Annotated in this window: 20 protein-coding genes; 8 read left to right on the top strand and 12 right to left on the bottom strand. The window is 65.2% G+C overall.

Going from position 1 to position 21,432, the window contains the following annotated elements; translation table 11 throughout:
* Nucleotides 1-22: 22 nt before the first annotated feature.
* From IFU00_18990 to IFU00_18960, 7 genes are all read right to left on the bottom strand, one after another.
* The gene (locus IFU00_18990; GenBank protein ID MBD8544366.1) at nt 23-1,618 is read right to left on the bottom strand and encodes a glutamate--cysteine ligase; all 1,596 of its coding nucleotides are present in this window, start codon (nt 1,616-1,618) and stop codon (nt 23-25) included.
* Nucleotides 1,619-1,696: 78 nt separating this feature from the next.
* A complete protein-coding gene (locus IFU00_18985; protein MBD8544365.1) occupies nt 1,697-3,715 on the bottom strand; it encodes a DUF885 domain-containing protein in 2,019 nt (672 codons plus the stop codon).
* A 58-nt stretch (nt 3,716-3,773) separates the two neighbouring features.
* Nucleotides 3,774-4,595 carry a peptide chain release factor N(5)-glutamine methyltransferase gene (prmC, locus tag IFU00_18980; protein MBD8544364.1) on the bottom strand — a complete coding sequence of 274 codons (822 nt, stop codon included), beginning with the start codon at nt 4,593-4,595 and terminating at the stop codon, nt 3,774-3,776.
* Entirely contained in the window at nt 4,592-5,077 is a 486-nt protein-coding gene (locus tag IFU00_18975; protein ID MBD8544363.1) for a disulfide bond formation protein B, read from the bottom strand. Before IFU00_18975 ends, prmC begins: the two co-directional genes overlap by 4 nt.
* Nucleotides 5,078-5,176: 99 nt before the next feature.
* Nucleotides 5,177-6,253, bottom strand: coding sequence for a peptide chain release factor 1 (gene prfA, locus IFU00_18970; protein ID MBD8544362.1), 1,077 nt, complete (start codon nt 6,251-6,253; stop codon nt 5,177-5,179).
* A 98-nt stretch (nt 6,254-6,351) separates the two neighbouring features.
* Nucleotides 6,352-7,626, bottom strand: a complete 1,275-nt coding sequence (locus IFU00_18965) for a glutamyl-tRNA reductase (protein MBD8544361.1) — start codon at nt 7,624-7,626, stop codon at nt 6,352-6,354.
* Nucleotides 7,627-7,696: 70 nt separating this feature from the next.
* Nucleotides 7,697-8,386 (bottom strand): response regulator transcription factor, encoded by a 690-nt coding sequence (locus tag IFU00_18960; GenBank protein MBD8544360.1) that lies wholly within the window; start codon nt 8,384-8,386, stop codon nt 7,697-7,699.
* 209 nt (nt 8,387-8,595) lie between these two features.
* Here IFU00_18960 and IFU00_18955 point away from each other — a divergent pair, with 209 nt between their 5' ends.
* Nucleotides 8,596-9,180: a hypothetical protein gene (locus IFU00_18955; protein ID MBD8544359.1), complete on the top strand. Its 585-nt coding sequence runs from the start codon at nt 8,596-8,598 to the stop codon at nt 9,178-9,180.
* A gap of 78 nt (nt 9,181-9,258) precedes the next feature.
* Here IFU00_18955 and minE read toward each other — a convergent pair whose 3' ends face one another.
* Genes minE through minC form a run of 3 tightly spaced genes read right to left on the bottom strand, consistent with a single transcriptional unit; the run spans nt 9,259 to nt 11,183 of the window.
* Complete coding sequence (minE, locus tag IFU00_18950; protein ID MBD8544358.1) at nt 9,259-9,510, bottom strand: cell division topological specificity factor MinE; 252 nt, start codon at nt 9,508-9,510, stop codon at nt 9,259-9,261.
* A 1-nt stretch (nt 9,511) separates the two neighbouring features.
* Entirely contained in the window at nt 9,512-10,327 is an 816-nt protein-coding gene (minD, locus tag IFU00_18945; protein MBD8544357.1) for a septum site-determining protein MinD, read from the bottom strand.
* A gap of 37 nt (nt 10,328-10,364) precedes the next feature.
* Entirely contained in the window at nt 10,365-11,183 is an 819-nt protein-coding gene (gene minC, locus IFU00_18940) for a septum site-determining protein MinC (GenBank protein MBD8544356.1), read from the bottom strand.
* Nucleotides 11,184-11,547: 364 nt separating this feature from the next.
* Between minC and IFU00_18935 the strand changes: the two genes are divergently transcribed.
* From IFU00_18935 to IFU00_18905, 7 genes are all read left to right on the top strand, one after another.
* Complete coding sequence (locus tag IFU00_18935; protein MBD8544355.1) at nt 11,548-12,726, top strand: acetyl-CoA C-acetyltransferase; 1,179 nt, start codon at nt 11,548-11,550, stop codon at nt 12,724-12,726.
* 103 nt (nt 12,727-12,829) lie between these two features.
* Entirely contained in the window at nt 12,830-13,570 is a 741-nt protein-coding gene (phbB, locus tag IFU00_18930; GenBank protein ID MBD8544354.1) for an acetoacetyl-CoA reductase, read from the top strand.
* 130 nt (nt 13,571-13,700) lie between these two features.
* The gene (locus tag IFU00_18925; GenBank protein ID MBD8544353.1) at nt 13,701-14,579 is read left to right on the top strand and encodes a DUF429 domain-containing protein; all 879 of its coding nucleotides are present in this window, start codon (nt 13,701-13,703) and stop codon (nt 14,577-14,579) included.
* A gap of 76 nt (nt 14,580-14,655) precedes the next feature.
* Complete coding sequence (gene pip / locus IFU00_18920) at nt 14,656-15,612, top strand: prolyl aminopeptidase (protein ID MBD8544352.1); 957 nt, start codon at nt 14,656-14,658, stop codon at nt 15,610-15,612.
* A 53-nt stretch (nt 15,613-15,665) separates the two neighbouring features.
* Nucleotides 15,666-16,127, top strand: a complete 462-nt coding sequence (locus IFU00_18915) for a DUF2721 domain-containing protein (protein MBD8544351.1) — start codon at nt 15,666-15,668, stop codon at nt 16,125-16,127.
* Between the two features lie 25 nt (nt 16,128-16,152).
* Nucleotides 16,153-16,608 carry a hypothetical protein gene (locus IFU00_18910; protein MBD8544350.1) on the top strand — a complete coding sequence of 152 codons (456 nt, stop codon included), beginning with the start codon at nt 16,153-16,155 and terminating at the stop codon, nt 16,606-16,608.
* Between the two features lie 56 nt (nt 16,609-16,664).
* Nucleotides 16,665-18,704 (top strand): NADPH-dependent 2,4-dienoyl-CoA reductase, encoded by a 2,040-nt coding sequence (locus IFU00_18905; GenBank protein MBD8544349.1) that lies wholly within the window; start codon nt 16,665-16,667, stop codon nt 18,702-18,704.
* 9 nt (nt 18,705-18,713) lie between these two features.
* Here the strand turns inward: IFU00_18905 and IFU00_18900 are convergent, their stop codons facing one another.
* On the bottom strand, nt 18,714-19,835 hold the full coding sequence (locus IFU00_18900) for a beta-ketoacyl-ACP synthase III (protein MBD8544348.1): 1,122 nt from the start codon (nt 19,833-19,835) through the stop codon (nt 18,714-18,716).
* A 136-nt stretch (nt 19,836-19,971) separates the two neighbouring features.
* Nucleotides 19,972-21,396 (bottom strand): S41 family peptidase, encoded by a 1,425-nt coding sequence (locus tag IFU00_18895; GenBank protein ID MBD8544347.1) that lies wholly within the window; start codon nt 21,394-21,396, stop codon nt 19,972-19,974.
* Nucleotides 21,397-21,432 lie beyond the last annotated feature (36 nt).

The raw sequence follows: 21,432 nt of genomic DNA, 5'->3' as shown, positions 1-21,432 counted from the left end.
AGGTGAGGCGGGCGCTGCAGCCTCAGTTATTGCCGCACAGTGTACTGCTGTTGTACGCCGCGACGAAGGCGTCGAAGTTGCCGGTATCGGTTTGCTCGATGATCATCTGGTCGGCGATCGAGACGGCAGCTATCTCATCGAACAGCATTTCTTCGGCCGGCATCAAGGGGCTGTCGCGGAACGATGCTGCGTGCAGCGTGCTTTGTTGCAGGCCGAATGCCGCGGCCGAGCCGAGCGCGCGGATCTCGTCGAGCACGCGTGCCGATGGCGTCTGCGCAGGATCTTCGATCTTGGCTTTCTGACGGCCAAGTGAGGCGGTGTGCACGTCGCCCTCGTTGTGCCCGTCGTCCAGCAATGCCGCCACGGGCCGGATGCGCTCGATCAGCTCGAGCGCCCAGGTCGCAAGCGGCACTTCCAGGCCGTCGCGCGTGAGCGTCAGGCCCGGCCGGCGGCCTTCCTTGACCGTGCGCGCGAAATTGCGGGCGTGCATGGCGCTGTCATGGTCGCTGATCAAAGGGCTTTCTTCGAGGGCGCAGAACAGCAGGAACGCGTCCAGGAAGCGGCCCGTCTCGAGCGAGATGCCGACCGGCTCGTATGGATCGACGTCCATGCAGCGCACCTCGATGTACTGCACGCCGCGGTTGCACAGCGCCTGCACCGGACGCTCCCCGGTGCGGATCACGCGCTTGGGGCGAATCGTCGAGTAGTACTCGTTCTCGATCTGCAGCACGTTGGTCGACAGCTGGATCCACTCGCCGTCTTTCTTGGTGCCCAGCTCCTGGTACGGCGGATACGGGCGATTGACCGCGTCCATCAGGCTGGTGACGTAGCTTTCCAGGCTGTTCTCGTGCGGGCGCAGGCCCGACTGCGCATCGTTCTGGTAACCGAGGTCGCTCATGCGCAGGCTGGTCGCGTATGGCAGGTACAGCGTGTCATCGGACAGCGTCTCGAGCGCGTGCGGACGGCCGCGCAGGAAGCTCGTGGTCAAGGCCGGCGTGGCGCCGAACAGATACATCAGCAGCCACGAATAGCGGCGGAAGTTGCGCACCATCGCGATATAGCTTTCGGACTGGAAGTCGCGCAGCGCGTGACGGCGTTCTTCGACGATGCCTTCGTCCTGGGCGAACACTTGCCACAGCTTTTCCGGCAGCGAGTAATTGTAGTGAATGCCCGCGATGCACTGCATCGCCTTGCCATAGCGCAGCGCCAGGCCGCGCCGGTACACGTGCTTGAGCTGGCCGATATTCGAGGTGCCGTAGTAGGCGATCTCGATGTCTTCTTCGGGCGGCAATTCGCCCGGCATCGACATACCCCACAGCATTTCGTTGCCCAGCTTGGTGTACGCATGGCGGTGGATCGCATCGAGGCGGTGCAGCGCCAGCGAGATATCGTGCTCGACCGGGGTGATGAACTCCATCAGCGCCTCGGCGTAGTCGGTGGTGATGCTGGGGTGCGTCAGTGCCGAACCGAGGGCAGGGGGATGCGGGGTGCGCGCGAGCTGGCCGGCAGCATCCACGCGCAGCGTTTCGCGCTCGATGCCGCGCAGGCCCTGGCCCAGCAAGGCGCGGTGTTCGTCGTCGCCCAGCAGGGCCAGACGGCGGTTGAATTGGTTCGACACGGTGTTTCCTTTCTTATACTGCCTGTTTCGGTTGGTGCAGAGATTAACCGAAAATCGGACTCCACGTTCGGGCTCTCATCATTCGCGCCAGGGCGGTGCCCGGTACGACGGCGCGGCGGGCGGCGGGGCGGGTCTGGCAGGCGGTACGAAATCGGGCGCCGGGCCGGGTTCAAGACCGGGCGGGACTTCGCCGTCGAACGTGAAGTCGAATTCGAACACCGGTTCAGGCACCGGGACAACCGATTCGAATTCGGCATTGAACGTGTCGTCCGGCGCGACTTCCAGCGTGGGCGCCGAGACCGGCGTGTCCGGGGCCGCGATCCAGCGGTCGACCTGGCGTTCCAGTTCTCTCAAAGGCAGCGCGCCGTTGCCCAGCACCGCATCATGGAAACGCCGCGCATCGAACCTGGCGCCCAGGGCCGCGCGCGCCTTGTTGCGCAGCGCGAGGATGCGCAGCTGGCCGATCTTGTAGCTCAGTGCCTGCGCCGGGCGGGCGATGTAGCGATCGACCTCGGCCTCGTTGTCCGCCGGCGGATTGGCCGTATTCGCGGTCAGGTAATCGATCGCCTGCTGGCGCGACCAGCCAAGCGTGTGGATGCCAGTGTCGACCACCAGCCGCGCAGCGCGGAACATCTCTTCGTTCAGGTGCCCGAACAGCGAGAACGGGTCCTTGAACAGGCCGAGCTCCGGCCCCAGGCCTTCGGCGTAGGTGGCCCAGCCTTCGCCGAACGCGTCGTACCAGCCATGACGGCGAAACGCCGGCAGCGCGAGTTCCTGCGCGCGTGCTACCTGCAGGTGGTGGCCGGGCACCGCTTCGTGCAGCGCGATGGTGTCGACCTGCCACATCGGCCGCGCGTCCAGCCGCACATTGTCGACCACCAGCGCGGCGCTGCGCTGCGCGCTGCCAGCCTCGTAGTACGCAGCCGGCTGGCCGCTGCTGTTGGCGCTCATCGGTTTGACGACGATGCCGGCCGCCGGCACGCTGCTGACCACGCGGCCCAGACGCGCCTGGGCCAGCGCCAGCGTGCGCCGGTAGCGGTCGAGCAGGGCGTTTGGGTCCGTGAAATACAGGCGCCGGTCGCTCCGCGCGAACACGATGAATTCCGCAAAACCACCGCGAAAACCGGTACGCGGAATCACGGCCTCGATCGCGGCGCGCAGGCGCGCGACTTCCTGCAAGCCCAGCGCATGCACCTGGGCCGGCGTGAGCGCCGTACTGGTGCTGGTGCGCACCAGCTGGGCGTACCAGTCGGCGCCGCCGGCTTGCTGGCTCGCGCCGATCGTTGCGCGCGCGCCCGGCAGATAATCCTGGCGCAGGAACGTTTCGAGCGTGCGCAGGCTGGGCGCGACGGTATTGGCCAGCGCGGCCGCGCCGGCAGCGCGCAATGCCTCGCGCGTTTCGGGCGCGATCGATGCAGGGATGCGCTTGAACGGCGCGCCCAGCGGGCCGTCCTGCAGGCCTTCGCGCAGCACGCGCAAGGCGTCCGGTACCGGCGCCAGCGCCGCCTTCGGCGTGGTCCAGCCGGCCTGGCGGCCGGCGCGCAGCTGCTCGATCAGGCCATCGACGTGGGCCGGCAGCGCCTGCAGGCGCGCCAGATACGTTTGGTAATCGGCGTCGGTCATGAACGGCATCTGCGCCACCAGGCGCGGCAGTTGCACGTGCAGGCCGTCGTAGGCGGTCAGCGGTTGCGGATCGAACGGCGTCAGGGCAGCGCCCGCCAGCACGCGCTGCTTGTCGGCGCTGAACAGGTCGAGCGACAGCTGGTCTTGAAGCGAAAGTGTACTGCGGTCGATCGCGCGCGCCGCGGCCAGCATGGCGCGCTCGTGTTCGATCGCCTGCGCGCGCGCGGCGAGCGAGGTGTCGGTCAGATAAGCGTTGTAGCGCTGCTCGCCCAGGGCCGTGGCGCGTTCGGGCGCTCGGCGCAGTTGCCAATGCCAGTCGCGCTCGAACAGCTGGGCCGCCTGCGCAGCCGGTGTTTCGGTCGCGCTGGCAGGCTGCACGGCGACGGGAATAACGACAGGTGGAACGGCGGGCGTGGCCGCAGCGACGCAGGCAGGCGGCACGAGCAAAGCAAGTGAGGCAAACAGGATGCGCATGCGGGCTCCGTTGACGGGACTGGTCATTTTAACAAGTCCATCTACGGGCGGGCGCGCCTTACGCGCCGCGCCGGCCACCGCTGACGCGTTCGATGCCGGCCAGGTCGCACCAGCTTTGCACGTCGCCGTAACCGCGCGCCGTCAGCAATGCGCGCACGGCGCCGGCCTGGTCGTAGCCATGTTCGAGCAGCAGCCAGCCGCCGGCGTCCAGATGCGTACCGGCGCCATCGACGATCTGGCGCAGGTCGGACAGGCCGTCGGCGTGGTCGGTCAGCGCATCCACCGGCTCGAAGCGCAGATCGCCTTCGCTGAGGTGCACGTCGCCGGCCACGATGTACGGGGGATTCGAGGCAATTAAATCGAAACGCGCGTCGCCCAATCCGGCAAACCAGTCACTGCGCACGAAGTGCACGCGCGCGCCGTTGGCGGCGGCGTTCATGCGCGCAATCGCCAGGGCGTCGTCGCTGACGTCGAGGGCGGTGACGGCCAGGTCGGGCCGGGTGTGGGCAGCCGCGACCGCAATGGCGCCGCTGCCGGTGCCCATGTCGAGCAGGCGTGCCTGCGGCGCCAGGCGCTCGAGCGCGAGTTCGACCAGCAGTTCGGTATCGGGCCGCGGAATCAGCACGGCCGGCGTGACCTTGAATGGCAGCCCGAAGAATTCGCGTTCGCCGACAATGTAGGCGATCGGCTCGCCAGCCAGGCGCCGTGCGACGAGGCCATTGAGCAGCGTGGCTTCGTCGGTGCTCAGGACACGCTCGGATTGCGTGATCAGCGCCACGCGCGGCAGGTGCAATGCATGGCACAGCAGGATGCGGTTTTCCAGCGCATCGAGCGGCAGCGCCAGGCGCGCTTGGGCCAGGGTGACGCCGGCCTCGATCATGCGTTGGTGCGGCGCAGCTGGCGCATCAGCACCCAGCCCAGCAGCACGGTGAGGATCACGAACCAGACAGCCGACCATTGCGGAATGGCCAGGCCCAGCACCTTGTCGGTCGCGCCTTCGCACAGCCCATCGGCGCGGAACAGCCACGGCAGGTATTCGGCGGTCGGGATCTTGTTGAGCATGGTTTCCATCGGATCGATGCCGCACGAGAAACCGGGGTTGGCGATCACGTACAGGTGCTTGCCGACCGTGATCAGGCCGCCGACGGCAGCCACCAGCCCGACCACGACGCTCCCGCTGATCTTGCCGCTGAAGGCGCCGACCAGGGCGGCCAGGCCGATACCGAGGAAGAAATACCGCTGGATCACGCACAGCGGGCAAGGCCGCATTTCCAGGCTGTGTTGCAGATAGAGGGCAAAGCCGACCAGTGCAAAACTGATGAAGGAGATGATGAACAGGGCCTGGCGGTTGGTAGGTTGCATGATCGGTGGTTTTGTTGGCATGGGCACGGTAGCGGCCATTTTCTCACAAACCTTATGGCCGGCCGCCAGCCATTTTCAATCAGGCAACTTAGCGGGCCTTTAATCGCCCAGCGCCGCCAGTTGCTCTGCCTGGTGCTCCGACGCCAGCGCATTGGTCAGATCGCTCAGGTCGCCATCCATGATGAAGTCGAGCTTGTACAGCGTCAGGTTGATGCGGTGGTCGGTCAGCCGGCCCTGCGGGAAGTTATAGGTGCGGATGCGTTCGCTGCGGTCACCCGAACCGATCAGGCTCTTGCGCGTGGCCGCTTCCTTCGACTGCTGTTCGCGCAGCTGGGCATCCTTCAGGCGCGCGGCCAGCACCTTCATGGCCTGCGCCTTGTTCTTGTGCTGGCTGCGGTCATCCTGGCATTCCACCACCAGGCCAGTCGGCAGGTGGGTGATGCGCACGGCCGAATCGGTCTTGTTGATGTGCTGTCCGCCGGCGCCCGAGGCGCGGTAGGTATCGATGCGCAGGTCGGCCGGGTTGATGTCGATGTCTTCGACTTCATCGGCCTCGGGCATCACCGCGACCGTGCAGGCCGACGTGTGGATGCGGCCCTGCGTCTCGGTGGCCGGCACGCGCTGCACGCGGTGGCCACCCGACTCGAATTTCAGCTTCGAATAGGCGCCGTTGCCGACGATGCGCACGATCACCTCGCGGTAGCCGCCCAGGTCCGACGTCGACTCGGACACCATCTCGACCTGCCAGCGATTGCGCTCGGCAAAGCGCGTGTACATGCGCAGCAGGTCGCCCGCGAACAGCGCCGATTCGTCGCCGCCCGTGCCAGCGCGGATCTCCAGGAAGATATTGCGCTCATCGTTGGCGTCCTTCGGCAGCAGCATCTTTTGCAGGTCCTGCTCCAGTGCGGTCATGCGCACCTTGGCCGCTTCGATTTCTTCCTGCGCGAACTCCTTCATTTCCGGGTCCTGCAGCATCTCTTGCGCTTCGGCGGTATTGGCCAGCGCGCTTTCGTACTGGCGGTACACGGCCACCAGCGGCGAGAGCTCGGCGTGCTCGCGCGTCATCTTGCGGTAGTTGTCCATATCGGCGGTGACGCCTTCGGTCATCAACAGTTCGTCCAGCTCGACCAGGCGGTTGGCAAGTTGGTCCAGCTTGGAGAGCATGGAAGGTTTCATGGGCGGTATCAGGGAAAAAGGAATCGGGCAGGCCGGGGGGTGCAGCCAGGATGCGCCAGGCATGGCGCGGGCGGGCAGGCCGCCAGAGAACAGGTGCGCTAACGGCGACTGCGGAACAGCTGCGGCAGCAGGCTGGCCAGGCGCGCGCGTTCGTCGCCCTGGGCATGGTGCAGCGCCTGTTGCGGGCCATGCAGAAACTTGGCGGTCAGGCCACGGGACAAGGCTTCGAGCACGGCATCGGCATTGTCGCCACGCGCCAGCATGCGCCGTGCGCGTTCGAGTTCGGCCAGGCGCAGCACCTCGCTCGACTCGTGCAGGTCGCGGATCACCGGCACCACGGCGCGGTCGCCCACCCAGTGCATGAACGATTCGACGCGCGTTTCGATGATGGCTTCGGCCTGGCGCACGGCCGCCTGGCGGCTTTCCATGCCGGTCTGCACCACCTGGGCCAGGTCGTCGACCGTGTACAGGAACACATCGTCCAGGCGCGCGACTTCGGGTTCGATATCGCGCGGCACGGCCAGGTCGACCATGAACATCGGGCGATGGCGGCGCGCCTTGACGGCCCGTTCGACCATGCCCAGACCGATCAGCGGCAGCGTCGAGGCAGTGCACGAGATCACGATGTCGAACTGGTGCAGGCAGTCGGGCAGCTCGGCCAGGCCGACCGCGCGGCCGTTGTAGCGGCTGGCGAGCAGCGCGCCGCGCTCCATGCTGCGGTTGGCGATGGTGACCGATTTCGGGTTCTGCGCCGAGAAGTGCGCCGCGCACAGTTCGATCATTTCACCGGCGCCGATGAACAGCACGTGCTGGTCGGCGATGCGGTCGAAGATGCGGTGCGCCAGGCGCACGGCAGCCGCGGCCATCGACACGCTGTGCGCGCCGATCTCGGTACTCGAACGCACTTCCTTGGCCACGGCGAAGGTGCGCTGGAACATCTGGTGCAGATAGGTGCCCAGGCCGCCGGCCTCGTCGGCGGTGCGCACGGCGTCCTTCATCTGGCCCAGGATCTGCGGCTCGCCCAGTACCATTGAATCGAGCCCCGAGGCGACGCGAAACGCGTGGCGTACAGCGTCGTCCTGCGGCAGCAGGTACAGGTGGGGGCGCAGCTCGGCGTAGTTCAGCGCGTGGTAGTGGGCCAGAAATTGCGCCGATGCGTCGAGCGGGTCGGGCAGGCTGGTGGCCGCATACAGCTCGCTGCGGTTGCAGGTCGACAGGATCGCCGCTTCCTCGTTGCCCGTAGAACCATTGCGCGCGAACCAGCCGCGCGCTGACTGCACCGCCGTGCCGATCTGGTCGGGCGCGAGCGCCAGCTGCTCGCGCAGCGAGACCGGTGCGGTCGTGTGGTTCAGGCCAACGGCGAGAAGTTGCATTCTGGGGAGGGTAGAGGGTGAATGACTGCGGTCATTATACCCTCATGGGGGCAGGGCTTCAGAAGCAGGGTCAGGCGCCTAGTTTTTCCAGGCGGTAACCATAGCTGTAGACGGGCACCAGCCGAAAGCCATTCTCGGGCCGCAGGTGCAGTTTATTGCGTACCCGCGACACATGCGTGTCCATGGTGCGCGACGGCACGTCATTGTCGCGAACCCAGACCGACTCGTGGATATAGGCACGGGACAGCGGCCGGCCAATATTACGGAAGAACAGCAGGGCCAGCGAAAATTCCTTTTGCGTCACGTCGATGACGGAACCATCCTTGAGCAGGCGCCCCGGACGGGTTTCGAAGGTGTACGGGCCGAACTGCAGCTGCTCGGCGCTGTTTTGCGACGGGTAGGCACGGCGCAGCAGGGCCGACACACGCGAGACCAGTTCGCCGCGGCGCAGCGGCTTGATCAGGTAGTCGTCGGCGCCGGCGTTGACGCCGGCGATGATGTCGTCTTCCGCGTTATTGCCGACCAAGAACATCGTCGGCGCCTGCGACGCCAGCTTTTCCTTGGCGCGGCGCAGCACTTCGGCGCCATCCATATCCGGGACGTTCCAGTCCATCACGAGCATGTCGGCACTATCTTTGCGCAGTTGCGCAAGCAGGTCGCGGGCGCTGTCAAACGATTGGCAGTTGTGGCCGGCAGCACTGAGGACCTGGCAAATCAGGTCGGCTTGCGGGCGGTCTTGCTCCAGAACAGCGATCTTCATGATAGGACAAGTGTGAAAGTTTGCACTGTAGGAAGACTCCTACAAAGTTAAAAATGAATATATCAGACTTTTACAAAATAGTGCTAAAGGTAAATACTGTTTTTTCGCTTATCGTTGCGACTGTTGTGTTAAAGGGACCACGTACGGCGTCATGTCATAGGGGTACACTGGATTTCAAATGAAATCTGAATAACGAAAAGGGTGAGATTATGTTGTTTCGACGCAAAGATGTGACTGTTCCGGAAGACCGCGTGCCCGTCAGTGGCCCGCAAGTCGAGGCCACGCGCCTACGCTGCCTGGCGTTGGTCAAGAAGCGCGCCGCGATGTCGGCAGCGGTGGCGGCGGTGCCCATTCCCGGCCTGGATCTTTTGGCCGATATTACCGGTTTTGCGTCCCTGGTCGATGAAGTCAACGCCGAGTTCGGCCTGACGCAGAAACAGATCGAGCGCCTGAATCCGCGTCTGCGCATCATTGCCTATAAGGCAGCGGCGTCGGTCGGTGGCATGCTGGTGGGTAAACTGGTCACGCGTGGCGTGGTACTGCGCCTGTTCCAGCGCGTGGCGGGCCGGGTGGCCGTCAAGTCGAGCGCGAAGATGGTGCCGATCGCCGGCCAGATCGCGTCGGCCGCCATCGGCTACACGCTGTTCAAGCGGATGGGCACGCAGCACGTGGAAGCGTGCGTGGCCGTGGCGCGCGAACTGGAAAATGCCGGGATCGACCACAACGTGGCCGAGGATGACGATGCCGTGGGCGCGACCAGCGGCACGGCGAAGGCGCCGCTGCTGGTGATGTAACGCTGGCTGGGCGGGTAAAACAACCGCCCAAAACAAAGCCCGCTCGAAGCGGGCTTTGTCGGTCACGGGTGCGCACGTTCAATTATCCGGCAGCACCACATTCACATCGAGCACTTCCAGGTTGCCCTGGCGGTCGAGCGACACCTTGATGTCGTCCGGATTGACCTTGACGTACTTCGAGATCACCGCGATCAGCTCCTGGTGCAAGGCGGGCAGGAAGTCCGGCCCGGCACGGTTGGTGCGTTCGCGCGCGATGATGATCTGCAGGCGTTCCTTGGCAGCTGTCGCGCTCTTCTTTTTTTCGGGGAAGAGAAAGGATAGCAGTGCCATCTCACTTGGCTCCGAAGATACGCTGGAACAGTCCCGGCTTTTCGTAGCTGGTAAAGCGCAGCGGGCGTTCTTCGCCCAGGAAGCGCGCGACCACGTCTTCATAGGCTTCGGCCACGTCGGTTCCCTTGAAGTGAATCGCCGGGTTGCCCTGGTTCGATGCGTGCAGCACCGATTCGGATTCCGGGATGATGCCGATCAGCGGAATGCGCAGGATTTCCTGGACGTCCTGGTACGACAGCATTTCGTCGGCGTCGACGCGCTTTGGCGAATAGCGGGTGATGAGCAGGTGTTCCTTGACCGGCTCCGAGCCGCTCTGGGCACGGCGCGATTTGGCCTGCAGGATGCCCAGGATGCGGTCCGAGTCGCGCACCGACGAGACTTCGGGGTTCGTCACGACAATGGCTTCGTCGGCGAAGGTCAGCGCCATCAGCGCGCCGTGCTCGATGCCGGCCGGCGAATCGCAGATGATGAATTCGAATTCCATCTTGACGAGGTCGTTGATCACGCGCTCGACGCCTTCTTCGGACAGGGCGTCCTTGTCGCGCGTCTGCGATGCCGGCAGGATGAACAGGTTGTCGCAGTGCTTGTCCTTGATCAGCGCCTGGTTCAGGGTCGCTTCGCCATTGACGACGTTGATCAGGTCATACACCACGCGGCGTTCGCAACCCATGATCAGGTCAAGGTTGCGCAGGCCGACGTCGAAGTCGATGACGGCGGTCTTGTGGCCACGCATGGCCAGCCCGGAGGCGAAGCTGGCGCTCGAGGTCGTCTTGCCAACACCGCCCTTGCCGGACGTCACAACAATAATTCGTGCCACAAATAAGTCCTTTTCAGTATCTGTTCAATTCGAAAGATCAGGCGCGCGACGGCGTCGCGAGCGACTGGATATCGATCCGGTCGCCGACAAGCCGGATCTGCGTCGGCTGACGCGCCAGGTCGGTCGGGAAGCCTTCGTCGAACGTGCGGTAGACGCCGGCGATCGAAACCAGCTCGGGCTGCATCGACAGCGCGAAGATCCGCGCATCGGCATTGCCCGAGGCGCCGGCCAGCGCGCGGCCATTGAGCGGCGCGTAGACATGGATGCTGCCATCGGCGATCAGTTCGGCGCCATTGTTGACGACCGCAGTCACGATCAGGTCGGTGCCGCGTGCATAGATGCGCTGGCCGGCGCGCACCGGGGTGTCGATCACCATTGGCGCCAGGGCGGGCGAGCCCGGCTGGCTGGCGGCCGGGGCCGGGGCCGGTTCTGGGGCGGGCGCAGGTGCGGCTAGCGCCGGGGCCGGCTCGGGTGCAGGCGTGGCTGCTGCATGCACGACGAGCGGCGGCGGCGTGGCGTGGCCGCCGGCGTGCACGCCGCCCGAGCCATCGTCCAGCGCCAGGCCCTGGGCCCGGATTGCATCAATCATCAACGGACTGGCGCCGCGTACGGCAACAGCGTTGAGGCGATATTTCTTGAGCAGCGCCACGATGGCGGCCCAGTCGATCGTCCAGGCGCTCGAGGTGAAGGCGCTCACGTCGATCACCGCAAACTCATCCTCGAAAAAGTCCGACACGCCGCCCGTCATCGAGGCCAGTGCGGAATCGATCGCCTCGAGGTCTGCCGAGTGCAGGATCGTCGAAATGGCGACGACCGTGGAAATCTTGATCTCGATGGGAAGCGTGGTCTTGGGCATAAAACAGAGTGGTTGGCATTGCGCTTGTGCATTCTACTGTGAAAATTGTAGAAAAGGACAGAAGCGCACGCATCATTCCTAGTGGCAATTGAACATGCATCGAGTTGGAAATTAAGTTCTGTTCTACATCAAGCTCAGGCGCTTGCAACCTTGTTTTTGATGAATAAACTGCTAAGATTGCCAGTGCTTAAAGATCAGCATGGGTTCCTCGACCCTCGATCACCGCTGCTATTTTTTATGGCAGTCCGGGCGGTCGGGGCTTCACTATTCCCATGCGCATGGGCACCGCACCCGACAAAGCTGCGCCCCGTCCCAGGGAAGTCCTGAATAATGCCGGCCCCAGGCCGGTTGAACGGAGAATGAAATGGAAGACGTCGTCATCGTGGCCGCTGGCCGCACCGCAGTTGGTAAATTCGGCGGTACGCTCGCCAAAATCCCCGCCGCCGAACTCGGCGCACAAGTCATCAAGCACCTGCTGGACAAGACCGGCATCGATCCTGCCGCTGTCAGCGAAGTCATCATGGGGCAGGTGCTTACCGCCGGTGTCGGACAAAATCCGGCGCGCCAGGCTCTCATCAAGGCCGGCCTGCCCGAAATGGTTCCCGGCTACACCATCAACAAGGTCTGCGGCAGCGGCCTCAAGGCCACCCACCTGGCCACGCAGGCGATCCGCTGCGGCGATGCCGACATCGTCATCGCCGGCGGGCAAGAGAACATGAGCGCCTCGCCGCACGTGCTGTCCGGTTCGCGCGACGGCTTCCGCATGGGCGACGCCAAGCTGGTCGACACCATGATCAACGATGGCCTGTGGGATTCGTTCAACGGGTACCACATGGGCGTGACGGCGGAAAACGTCGCCCGCAAGTACGAGATTTCGCGCGCCGAGCAGGATGAATTCGCACTGCAGTCGCAGCTCAAGGCCGAGGCGGCCCAGAAAGAAGGCCGCTTCAAGGACGAAATCATCCCGATCGAGATCGTCTCCAAAAAAGGCACCACGGTCTTCGACACCGACGAGTATCCAAAGCAGGGCAGCACCATCGAAGCGCTGGCCAGCCTGCGACCCGCCTTCAATAAAGAAGGCAGCGTCACCGCCGGCAATGCATCGGGCCTGAACGACGGCGCCGCCGCCGTGATCATGATGAGCGCATCGAAAGCACGCGAGCTGGGCCTGACCCCGCTGGCGCGCATCAAGGCTTACTCGTCGTCCGGGCTGGACCCGGCGATCATGGGCATGGGCCCGGTGTCGGCCTCCAAGCTGTGCCTCAAAAAGGCCGGCTGGACCCACGAAGACCTCGACCTCATGGAAATCAACGAAGCCTTCGCTGCCCAGGCCGTTGCCGTGAACAAGGAAATGGGCTGGGACACGTCCAAGATCAACGTCAATGGCGGCGCCATCGCGCTGGGCCACCCGATCGGCGCCTCCGGCGCGCGCGTCCTGGTCACGTTGCTGCACGAAATGATCCGCCGTGACGCCAAGAAAGGTCTCGCCAGTCTGTGCATCGGCGGCGGCATGGGTGTGGCGCTGGCGATCGAACGCGACTGACGCTTTCAGTATCCAACGCGGTGACGTGCGGGGGCGGCCAGGACGGGCGCCGGCGCCGTCGCCGGTTTCGACGTAGCAACCAACAATAAAACTGGAGAAGACAATGGCTAGAGTAGCGTTAGTAACCGGCGGCATGGGCGGCCTGGGCGAAGCGGTGTGCATCAAGCTGGCCGCGCTGGGGTACCAGGTCGTCACCACTTTTTCGCCGGGCAATACGAAGGTCGAGGGCTGGCTTGGCGCCATGCGCGAGCAGGGCTTCGATTTCAAGGCCTATGCCTGCGACGTTTCCGACTACGATGCAGCCCAGGAATGCGTGCGCCAGGTAATCGCCGACGTCGGCCCGGTCGATGTGCTGGTCAATAACGCCGGCATCACGCGCGACATGACGTTCAAGAAAATGGACAAGGTCAACTGGGACGCCGTGATCAAGACCAACCTCGACTCCGTCTTCAATATGACCAAGCCGGTCTGCGATGGCATGGTCGAGCGGGGCTGGGGCCGCATCATCAATATTTCGTCGGTCAACGGCCAGAAGGGCGCGTTCGGCCAGACCAACTACTCGGCGGCCAAGGCCGGCATGCACGGCTTCACCAAGGCGCTGGCGCTCGAAGTGGCGCGCAAGGGCGTGACCGTCAACACCATTTCGCCAGGCTATATCGGCACCAAGATGGTGATGGACATCCCGAGCGAAGTGCTGGAAACCAAGATCATCCCGCAGATTCCGATGGGCCGCCTCGGCAAGCCCGAAGAAGTCGCCGGTCTGGTTGCGTATCTGTCGTCGGACGAAGCAGCCTTCGTCACGGGCGCGAATATCGCGATCAATGGCGGCCAGCACATGTCTTGATCGTGCCAGATAGCATTCTGAAGCCGTGGCGACACGGCTTTTTTCTTTTGGGGACGACGTGAAGCACGCATTGCCATTGCCGCGCGTGATTGCGCACTGCGACTGGAGCATCCATCCCGGCAAGCGCTGGATGGCGGTGGCGCTGCGCGATGCCGACGGCGCCGGCTGGCAGATTGGCCTGCCCGAGCCGGTCGGCGTGACCGCCACGTTCCTGGAGCGGCTGGCGGCGCGTTCAGAGGCGCCAGGCCCGGTGCTGGTGGGCGTCGATTTTCCCATTGGCGTGCCGGCAGCGTACGGCGCGGCGACGGGGCTGGAGAATTTTGCCGCGCTGCTGGCCACTGTCGGCAGCGGTGCCTGGGAGCGCTGGTTCGATGTTTGCGATGACCGCGCCGACATCGGCATCCACCGCCCGTTCTATCCGGTCCGGCCCGGTGGCCGCCGGCGTGAGCACTTGCTGACGGGTCTGGGCCACGCCGATGCCGCCGACCTGCTGCGCGCCTGTGAGCGCAAGACCAACCAGCGACCCGCCGCGTGCAGCCTGTTCTGGACACTGGGCGGCAATCAGGTCGGCAAGGCGGCGCTGGCCGGCTGGCGCGAAGTGCTGCAACCGCAGGGCGCGCGCATCGCGCTGTGGCCGTTCGACGGCGCGCTGCACGACCTGCTCGGTGGCGAGCGCACGATCGTGGCCGAGACCTACCCGGGCGATACTTACCACCGGCTCGGCATCGGCCGCCGGCCTGTGTGGAGCAAGCGCAGCCAGGCCGGGCGCGCATCCGTTGCGCCCCCATTGCTCGACTGGCTGGCGCAGCGCGGGCACGCACAGGCGCCGGGCCTCGCGGATGCGATCCGCGACGGCTTCGGTACCCATGCCAGCGGCGAAGACCAGTTCGATGCGCTGGTCGGCCTGTGCGGCATGCTCGACGTGGTCGACGGCCACCGCGCCGAAGGCCTGCCGCTTGACGCGCAGGTGGGGCGCTGGGAAGGCTGGGTGCTTGGCCAGGCGGCGTGACCATGCCGTCTGCTTCTGCATCGCATGCCCGTACGTTACAATCGATTTTCCCATTCACTGACCGTCAAAGCCCCCAATGCCAGCTACGCCGCCGTCGCTGTTCCCGCCGCTCCAGCCGCTTCGCAGCGGGATGCTGGCGGTCGACGAACTGCACACGATCTACTGGGAAGAAGTCGGTAACCCGGATGGCATTCCCGTGCTGTTCCTGCACGGCGGCCCCGGCGCCGGGCTGTCGCCGCAGCACCGCCGCTTTTTCGATCCCGCGGCCTACCGCGTGATCCTGTTCGATCAGCGCGGCGCCGGCAAATCCACGCCGCTGGGCGAGTGGCGCAACAACACGACGCAGCTGCTGATCGACGACATCGAGCGCCTGCGCGTGCTGTTCGGCATCAAGACCTGGCTGGTGTTCGGCGGTTCGTGGGGCTCGACGCTGGCGCTGGCCTACGGGCAGGCGCATCCGGAGCGCTGCCTGGGCTTCGTGCTGCGCGGGATCTTCCTGTGCACACGCGCCGAAGTCGACTGGTTCATCAACGACATGCGCTGGTTCTATCCCGAGCTGTACGACGAATTCGTCGCGCCGATCCCGCTGGCAGAACGCGATGATTTACTGGGCGCCTACGCGCGCCGCCTGCTGTGCCACGATCCCGATGTGTTCTGGCCGGCCGCGCGCGCCTGGAGCCGCTTTGAAGGCCGCCGCGTCTTTCTGCTGCCGCAGCCCGAAGAAGCCGCCAGCGACACGCTTGACCTGGGCGTGGGCCGGCTCGAGGCGCACTACATGGTCAACGGCGCGTTCCTGGACGAAGACCAGCTGGTGCGCGACGTCGGGCGCATTGCGCATCTGCCGGCCGTGATCGTGCAGGGCCGCTACGACGTGATCTGCCCGCCGCTGTCGGCCTGGCGCCTGCACCGGGCCTGGCCGGGTTCGACCTTGCAGATGATTCCCGACGCCGGCCATGGCGCACTCGAAACCGGCATCGCGCGCGCACTGGTCACGGCCACCGAACAGTTCAAGCACCACCGGTGCTTTGAATGAGCGGCGGCTGTTAAACTACGCCAGACACACAACATCAAGACCAACGCGTTCTCATGAATATCCAGATCAGCGATATCGGCCACGTCATCCAGCTGGCCATCGCACCCGTATTTTTGCTCACCGGCGTGGCCACCAAGCTGACCGTGCTGACCAACCGGCTGGCCCGCATCATCGACCGCACGCGCGTGCTCGAAGACCGGCTCAAGGTCAGCCCGAACACCGAGTTTTCCAGCGAGCTCGAACTGCTGTACCAGCGTTCGCACCTGATCAACTTCGCGATTGCTTCCAGCACCGCCTGCGGCCTGCTGGTGTGCGTCGTCATCGCGATGCTGTTCGCGGGCGACACCACCGGCATCCCGCTCGACCAGTACATCGCCGCGAGCTTCGTGCTGGCGATGCTGGCCCTGATCAGCAGCTTCGTCTATTTTTTGCGCGAGATTTTCATCTCGTCGCGTTTCATGCGCATGCAGCACCAGCAAATCATGATGCAGCAACCGCCGGCACCGCTGCCGTAAGGCGGGTGCGGCCAGAAAGAATCCCATGCACGACTACCAACGCCCCCCGACCCTGCACCGCTACGCACTGCGCACCGAACTTGAAAATTCGCTGCGCCTTGGCCAGTTCCGCCTCGAGCCCAGCGGCGGCTTTCTGAACCTGTCGTTTTCCACCGCCTGGGACAAGGCACTGTTCGACATCATCACGCCGAGCGACGCGTGCCTCGTGATCCACAATAGCGAAGAATTCGGCGAGCGCCTGCACCGCGCCGTGCAGCGCATGCTGCCCAACTGGGCCGGCATCGACGGCGCCATCGAATACGGCAGCCGTTCGCCGCTGGGGGCCGCCTTCACCAAGAGCGCGGGCCAGGCGCGCGAAAAGGAATGGCAGTTCGCATGGCGCTCGATGTCGCCGGGCGCGAGCCTGAACCCGATCGTCGTCAAGATCGGCAGCATCGAGAGCTTCGCCGAGCTGCGCGACCGCGACAGCCACCTCGCGTAACACCCGTCAGCCGTGTTTAGACGCACGGCTCGACAAAATCGCGGTGTAATGCCGCGATGACTATCTCTTCTGCCTACGCGCACCTGCTCGCGCCGCTCGACCTGGGTTTTACCACGCTGAAGAACCGCGTGATCATGGGCTCGATGCACACCGGGCTCGAAGACCGCTTCTACAACTACGGCAAGCTCGCCGCGTTCTACCGCGAACGCGCGCGCGGCGGCGTCGGTCTGATCGTCACCGGCGGCATTTCGCCCAACCGCCAGGGCTGGCTGCTGCCGTTCGGCGGCACGCTCAATTTTATTGGTGACGTGCCGAATCACCGGCGCGTCACGCGCGCCGTGCACGAAGAGGGCGGCAAGATCGTGCTGCAGATCCTGCACGCGGGGCGCTACGGCTACCAGCCGTTCGTCGTGTCGGCGTCGAACCTGAAGTCGCCGATCTCGCGCTTCAAGCCCAAGGCGCTTTCCGAATCCGGCATCGAGTCGACGATTGCCGCCTACGTGCGCTGCGCGCGGCTGGCACAAAAGGCCGGTTACGACGGCGTGGAAATCATGGGCAGCGAAGGTTACCTGCTCAACCAGTTCCTGTGCGCGCGCGCCAACCGCCGTACGGACGGGTGGGGCGGCCCGATCGAACACCGCATGCGCCTGGCCGTCGAGATCGTGCGTCGTATCCGCGCCGCGGTCGGGCCGGACTTCATTCTGATGTACCGCCATTCGGTGCTTGACCTGGTCGACGGTGGCAACACGTGGGACGAGGTGGTGCTCGTGGCCAAAGCCCTGGAGGCTGCAGGTGTGACGATCCTGAATACCGGCTACGGCTGGCACGAGGCGCGCATTCCGACCATCGTCACGTCGGTGCCGCGTGCCGCGTTCGCGCAGGTGGCAAGTCGCTTGCGCGCCGCCGTCAGCATCCCGGTGGTGGCCTCGAACCGCATCAATATGCCGCACGAGGCCGAAGCCCTGCTGGCGCGCGGCGACGCCGACCTGGTGTCGATGGCGCGGCCGTTCTTGGCCGATCCCGAATTCGTGAACAAGGCGGCGGGCGGCCGCGCGGACGAGATCAATACCTGCATCGCCTGCAACCAGGCGTGCCTGGACCACACCTTTTCGAACAAGCGCGCCACGTGCCTCGTCAATCCGCGCGCCTGTTACGAGACCGAACTGGTGATCCGACCGGCCGCGCAGCCGCGCCGGATCGCCGTGGTAGGCGCCGGCCCCGCCGGTTTGTCGGCCGCGACGGTGGCCGCTGAACGGGGGCACCGTGTGACGCTGTTCGATGGACTGGACCGCATCGGCGGCCAGTTCAATGTCGCGATGCGCGTGCCGGGCAAGGAAGAATTCGCCGAGACGATCCGTTATTTCGGGCGCCGCCTGGCGTTACTTGGCGTCGACGTGCGCCTGAATACGGTGGTCACGCGCGAAGCCTTGCTGGCTGAAGGCTTCGACGACGTCATCGTCGCCACTGGCATCCGCACCCGCAAGCCGGCCATTCCCGGCATCGACCATCCGATGGTGCTCAGTTACCTGGACGTGCTGCGCGACGGTCACCCGGTCGGCGCACGCGTGGCGATCATCGGCGCCGGCGGCATCGGGTTCGACATGGGGGAATTCCTCGTGCACGACCCGCAGGTGCCGCTGCCGATGACGCCCGCGCACTGGATGGGCGAGTGGGGCGTCGATCCGCTGGTGGCCACGGCCGGTGGTTTGACGGCACCCGTGGCGCCGCATTCGCCGCGTCAGGTCTGGCTGTTGCAGCGCAAGAGCACGCGCCCGGGCGCGGGGCTGGGCAAGACGTCGGGCTGGGTGCATCGCGCAACGCTGGTGCGCAACGGCGTGACGATGCTGGCAGGTGTGCAGTACGACCGTATCGATGATGCGGGCCTGCACATCACCGTCGGTGGGCAGGCGCGCGTGCTGGCGGTGGATAACGTTATTGTCTGCGCGGGGCAGGAGAGCCTGGCCGAGCTGATGCCGGCCGAGGCAACCGGCAGCAGCGGGCCCGGTTTCCACAAGATCGGCGGCGCCGCGCTGGCGGCGGAGCTCGATGCCAAGCGCGCGATTCGCGAAGGGTTCGTGCTGGCCGCGCGCCTGTAAGGCTGGCGCTTACAGCTTGCGCACCACCACGCAGCCGATCGAATAGCCGGCGCCGAACGAGCAGATCACGCCATTGGTGCCCGCCGCCAGATCGTCCTGGTACTTGTGGAACGCGATGATCGAGCCGGCCGACGACGTGTTGGCGTAGCTGTCCAGGATCACCGGCGCTTCGCCGGGTTCGGCGTCGCGGCCCAGCAGCATGCGCACGATCAGCAGGTTCATGTTCAGGTTCGCCTGGTGCAGCCAGTAGCGCGCGACGTCGTCGGTGCCCAGGCCGGCGGCGCTCAGGGTGTCCTTGATCGTCTCGGCCGCCATCGGGCAGACTTCCTTGAACACCTTGCGGCCCTGCTGGCGGAACAGTTTGTCCGGCAGGCCTACGCCGGCTTCGTCGAAGCGGTTCATGAAGCCGAAGTTGTTGCGGATATTGTTCGAGAAGCTGGTCTTGAGACGGCTGTCGAGGATTTCCCACTGGTGCGCGCCGGTGGCCGTGGCTTGCGCCTCGATGATGATCGCGGTGCAGGCGTCGCCAAAAATAAAATGGCTGTCGCGGTCACGGAAATTCAGGTGGCCGCTGGTGATTTCGGGGTTCAGCACCAGCACTGCGCGGGCGCGCCCGCCGCGCACCGCATCCACCGCGGTGGCGATGCCGAACGTGGCCGACGAACAGGCCACGTTCATGTCGAAGCCAAAGCCGTCGATGCCGAGCGCTTCTTGCACTTCAACGGCCATTGCCGGGTAGGCGCGCTGCATGTTGCTGCAGGCGACCAGCACCATGTCGATGTCGTGTGCCTGTTTGCCGGCGCGCTCCAGCGCTTCGCGCGCAGCAGCCACGCACATCTCGGCCTGCAGCGAAATCTGGTCGTCCGGGCGGTCGGCAATGCGCGCCGTCATGTGGGCCGGGTCGAGAATGCCGCTCTTTTCCATCACGTAGCGCGACTGGATGCCGGACGCTTTTTCGATGAAGCCGCTGCTCGACGGCTCGAGCGCCGTCACCTCGCCGGCGGCGATGGCAGTCGCGTGTTCGGCGTTGTGCAGGTCGACGTAGGCGTTGAAGGCGGTCACCAGCTCGTCGTTCGAGATGGAATGCGGTGGGGTAAACAGGCCGGTGCCGCTGATGACGACAGGTATCATGTTCGGGAAACTTTCAAGGAAAATAAGGCCGCTTGGCCGCAAGATGCGCCGATTCTACACGCTCGGCGCGAGCGTGGGAATCGGGTAGAAAGCCGGGTAGAAAGCCGGGCAGAAAGCCGGCTGCGCTGCGCTGGCGTCAGCGCCCCTGGCGCGCCAGCGTCGTACCCTTGGCGCGGCCGGACAGCACCACCGGCTGGCCCTTCAGGTGGCGCAGCGCCTGGACCAGCTGGAAGTCGTCGGCGCTGCCGTAATCGAGCGGTTTACGCTGGCGCGCTGCGTTCAGGAGGCGCATCTGCTCTTCGATGTCGTCGTCGCGCGTGGCGACTTCGGCCCCGCCGCCATTGGACAGGTGGTGCTGCAGGTCGGCTTCGCGCATGCGCAGGGCGTTCAGGCCATCGCCGTCGGGATATTCATCGACCGGGACATCGGGCAGGATGCCGCGCGCCTGGATCGAGCGCCCGGCCGGCGTGTAGTAGCGGGCCGTGGTCAGCTTGACGGCGGCATTGCCGCCGATCGGGCGGATCGTCTGCACCGAGCCTTTGCCGAAGGTCTGGCTACCGAGGATGGCCGCGCGCTTGTAATCCTGTAGTGCGCCGGCGACGATTTCGGAGGCCGAGGCTGAACCGGTATTGACCAGCACGACCATCGGCAGCTTCTTGAATGCCGATGGCAGGCTTGCCAGCGGATCGGCGCCGCTGCGCAGCATGTAGAACTCGGGCCGGCCATAGAAGCGCTGGCGCGAGTCGGCCAGCTGGCCGTTGGTCGAAACGATTTCGGCGTTGTTCGGCAAGAACGCAGCGGCCACGCCGATCGCGCCCTGCAGCAGGCCGCCGGGATCGTTGCGCAGGTCGAGCACCAGGCCTTTCAGGTCGGGGTCTTCGCGGTACAGCGCCTGCAGCTTGGCGGCCATGTCGTCCACGGTCGGCTCCTGGAACTGCGCCACGCGCAGCCAGGCGTAACCCGGTTCGACCATCCTGGCCTTGACACTTTTCTGGACGATCTCGCGCCGCTCGACGGTGACGGTGAGTGGCGCCGGCGCCGACTTGCGCACGATGGTCAGCGTCACGCGCGTGCCTGGTTCGCCGCGCATGCGCTTGATGGCGTCGTCGATCGGCGTGCCCTGCACAGGGTGACCGTCGATGCGCGTGATCAGGTCGCCCTCCTTGATGCCGGCATGGTAGGCCGGTGAATCTTCCATCGGGCTGATGATCTCGATGTAGCCGTCTTCGCTGACGCTGATCTCGATGCCCAGGCCGACGAAGCGGCCTTCGGTGCCTTCGCGCAGTTCGCGAAATGCGCGCGCGTCGAGGTAGGCCGAGTGCGGATCGAGCGACGCCACCATGCCGGTGATTGCCTGCGACAGCAGGGCCTTGTCCTGAACCGGCTCGACGTAGCTGGTCTTGATGATGCCGACGACGTCGGCCAGTTCGCGCAACTCGGCCACCGGCATGCTCGATTCGAGCGACGGTTTGAAGGAGAGGGCGGAAAACTGCATCGTCAGGCCAACGCCGGCAACGATGCCCAGGCCGATCAGGCAGCCATTCTTGAAGGTGGAACCCATGTGATCCATTGTGGCAGCGCGCGCCGATCGTGGAAC

This window comes from Oxalobacteraceae sp. CFBP 8761 (genome assembly GCA_014841595.1).
Lineage (GTDB): Bacteria > Pseudomonadota > Gammaproteobacteria > Burkholderiales > Burkholderiaceae_D > Telluria.
The sequence above is the reverse complement of the archived record's forward strand: the minus strand, read 5'-3'. Positions and strand labels throughout refer to the sequence as shown.

Excerpts from the sequence above, each read along its gene's own strand:
- prfA (MBD8544362.1), bottom strand. The coding sequence starts at position 6,253 with ATGAAACCTTCCATGCTCTCCAAGCTGGACCAACTTGCCAACCGCCTG.
- IFU00_18905 (MBD8544349.1), top strand. The coding sequence starts at position 16,665 with ATGACTATCTCTTCTGCCTACGCGCACCTGCTCGCGCCGCTCGACCTG.
- minE (MBD8544358.1), bottom strand. The coding sequence starts at position 9,510 with ATGGCACTGCTATCCTTTCTCTTCCCCGAAAAAAAGAAGAGCGCGACA.
- IFU00_18965 (MBD8544361.1), bottom strand. The coding sequence starts at position 7,626 with ATGCAACTTCTCGCCGTTGGCCTGAACCACACGACCGCACCGGTCTCG.
- IFU00_18915 (MBD8544351.1), top strand. The coding sequence starts at position 15,666 with ATGAATATCCAGATCAGCGATATCGGCCACGTCATCCAGCTGGCCATC.
- IFU00_18910 (MBD8544350.1), top strand. The coding sequence starts at position 16,153 with ATGCACGACTACCAACGCCCCCCGACCCTGCACCGCTACGCACTGCGC.
- IFU00_18935 (MBD8544355.1), top strand. The coding sequence starts at position 11,548 with ATGGAAGACGTCGTCATCGTGGCCGCTGGCCGCACCGCAGTTGGTAAA.
- pip (MBD8544352.1), top strand. The coding sequence starts at position 14,656 with ATGCCAGCTACGCCGCCGTCGCTGTTCCCGCCGCTCCAGCCGCTTCGC.
- IFU00_18895 (MBD8544347.1), bottom strand. The coding sequence starts at position 21,396 with ATGGGTTCCACCTTCAAGAATGGCTGCCTGATCGGCCTGGGCATCGTT.
- IFU00_18985 (MBD8544365.1), bottom strand. The coding sequence starts at position 3,715 with ATGCGCATCCTGTTTGCCTCACTTGCTTTGCTCGTGCCGCCTGCCTGC.
- IFU00_18955 (MBD8544359.1), top strand. The coding sequence starts at position 8,596 with ATGTTGTTTCGACGCAAAGATGTGACTGTTCCGGAAGACCGCGTGCCC.
- IFU00_18900 (MBD8544348.1), bottom strand. The coding sequence starts at position 19,835 with ATGATACCTGTCGTCATCAGCGGCACCGGCCTGTTTACCCCACCGCAT.
- phbB (MBD8544354.1), top strand. The coding sequence starts at position 12,830 with ATGGCTAGAGTAGCGTTAGTAACCGGCGGCATGGGCGGCCTGGGCGAA.
- IFU00_18975 (MBD8544363.1), bottom strand. The coding sequence starts at position 5,077 with ATGCAACCTACCAACCGCCAGGCCCTGTTCATCATCTCCTTCATCAGT.
- minC (MBD8544356.1), bottom strand. The coding sequence starts at position 11,183 with ATGCCCAAGACCACGCTTCCCATCGAGATCAAGATTTCCACGGTCGTC.
- IFU00_18960 (MBD8544360.1), bottom strand. The coding sequence starts at position 8,386 with ATGAAGATCGCTGTTCTGGAGCAAGACCGCCCGCAAGCCGACCTGATT.
- IFU00_18925 (MBD8544353.1), top strand. The coding sequence starts at position 13,701 with ATGGCGGTGGCGCTGCGCGATGCCGACGGCGCCGGCTGGCAGATTGGC.
- prmC (MBD8544364.1), bottom strand. The coding sequence starts at position 4,595 with ATGATCGAGGCCGGCGTCACCCTGGCCCAAGCGCGCCTGGCGCTGCCG.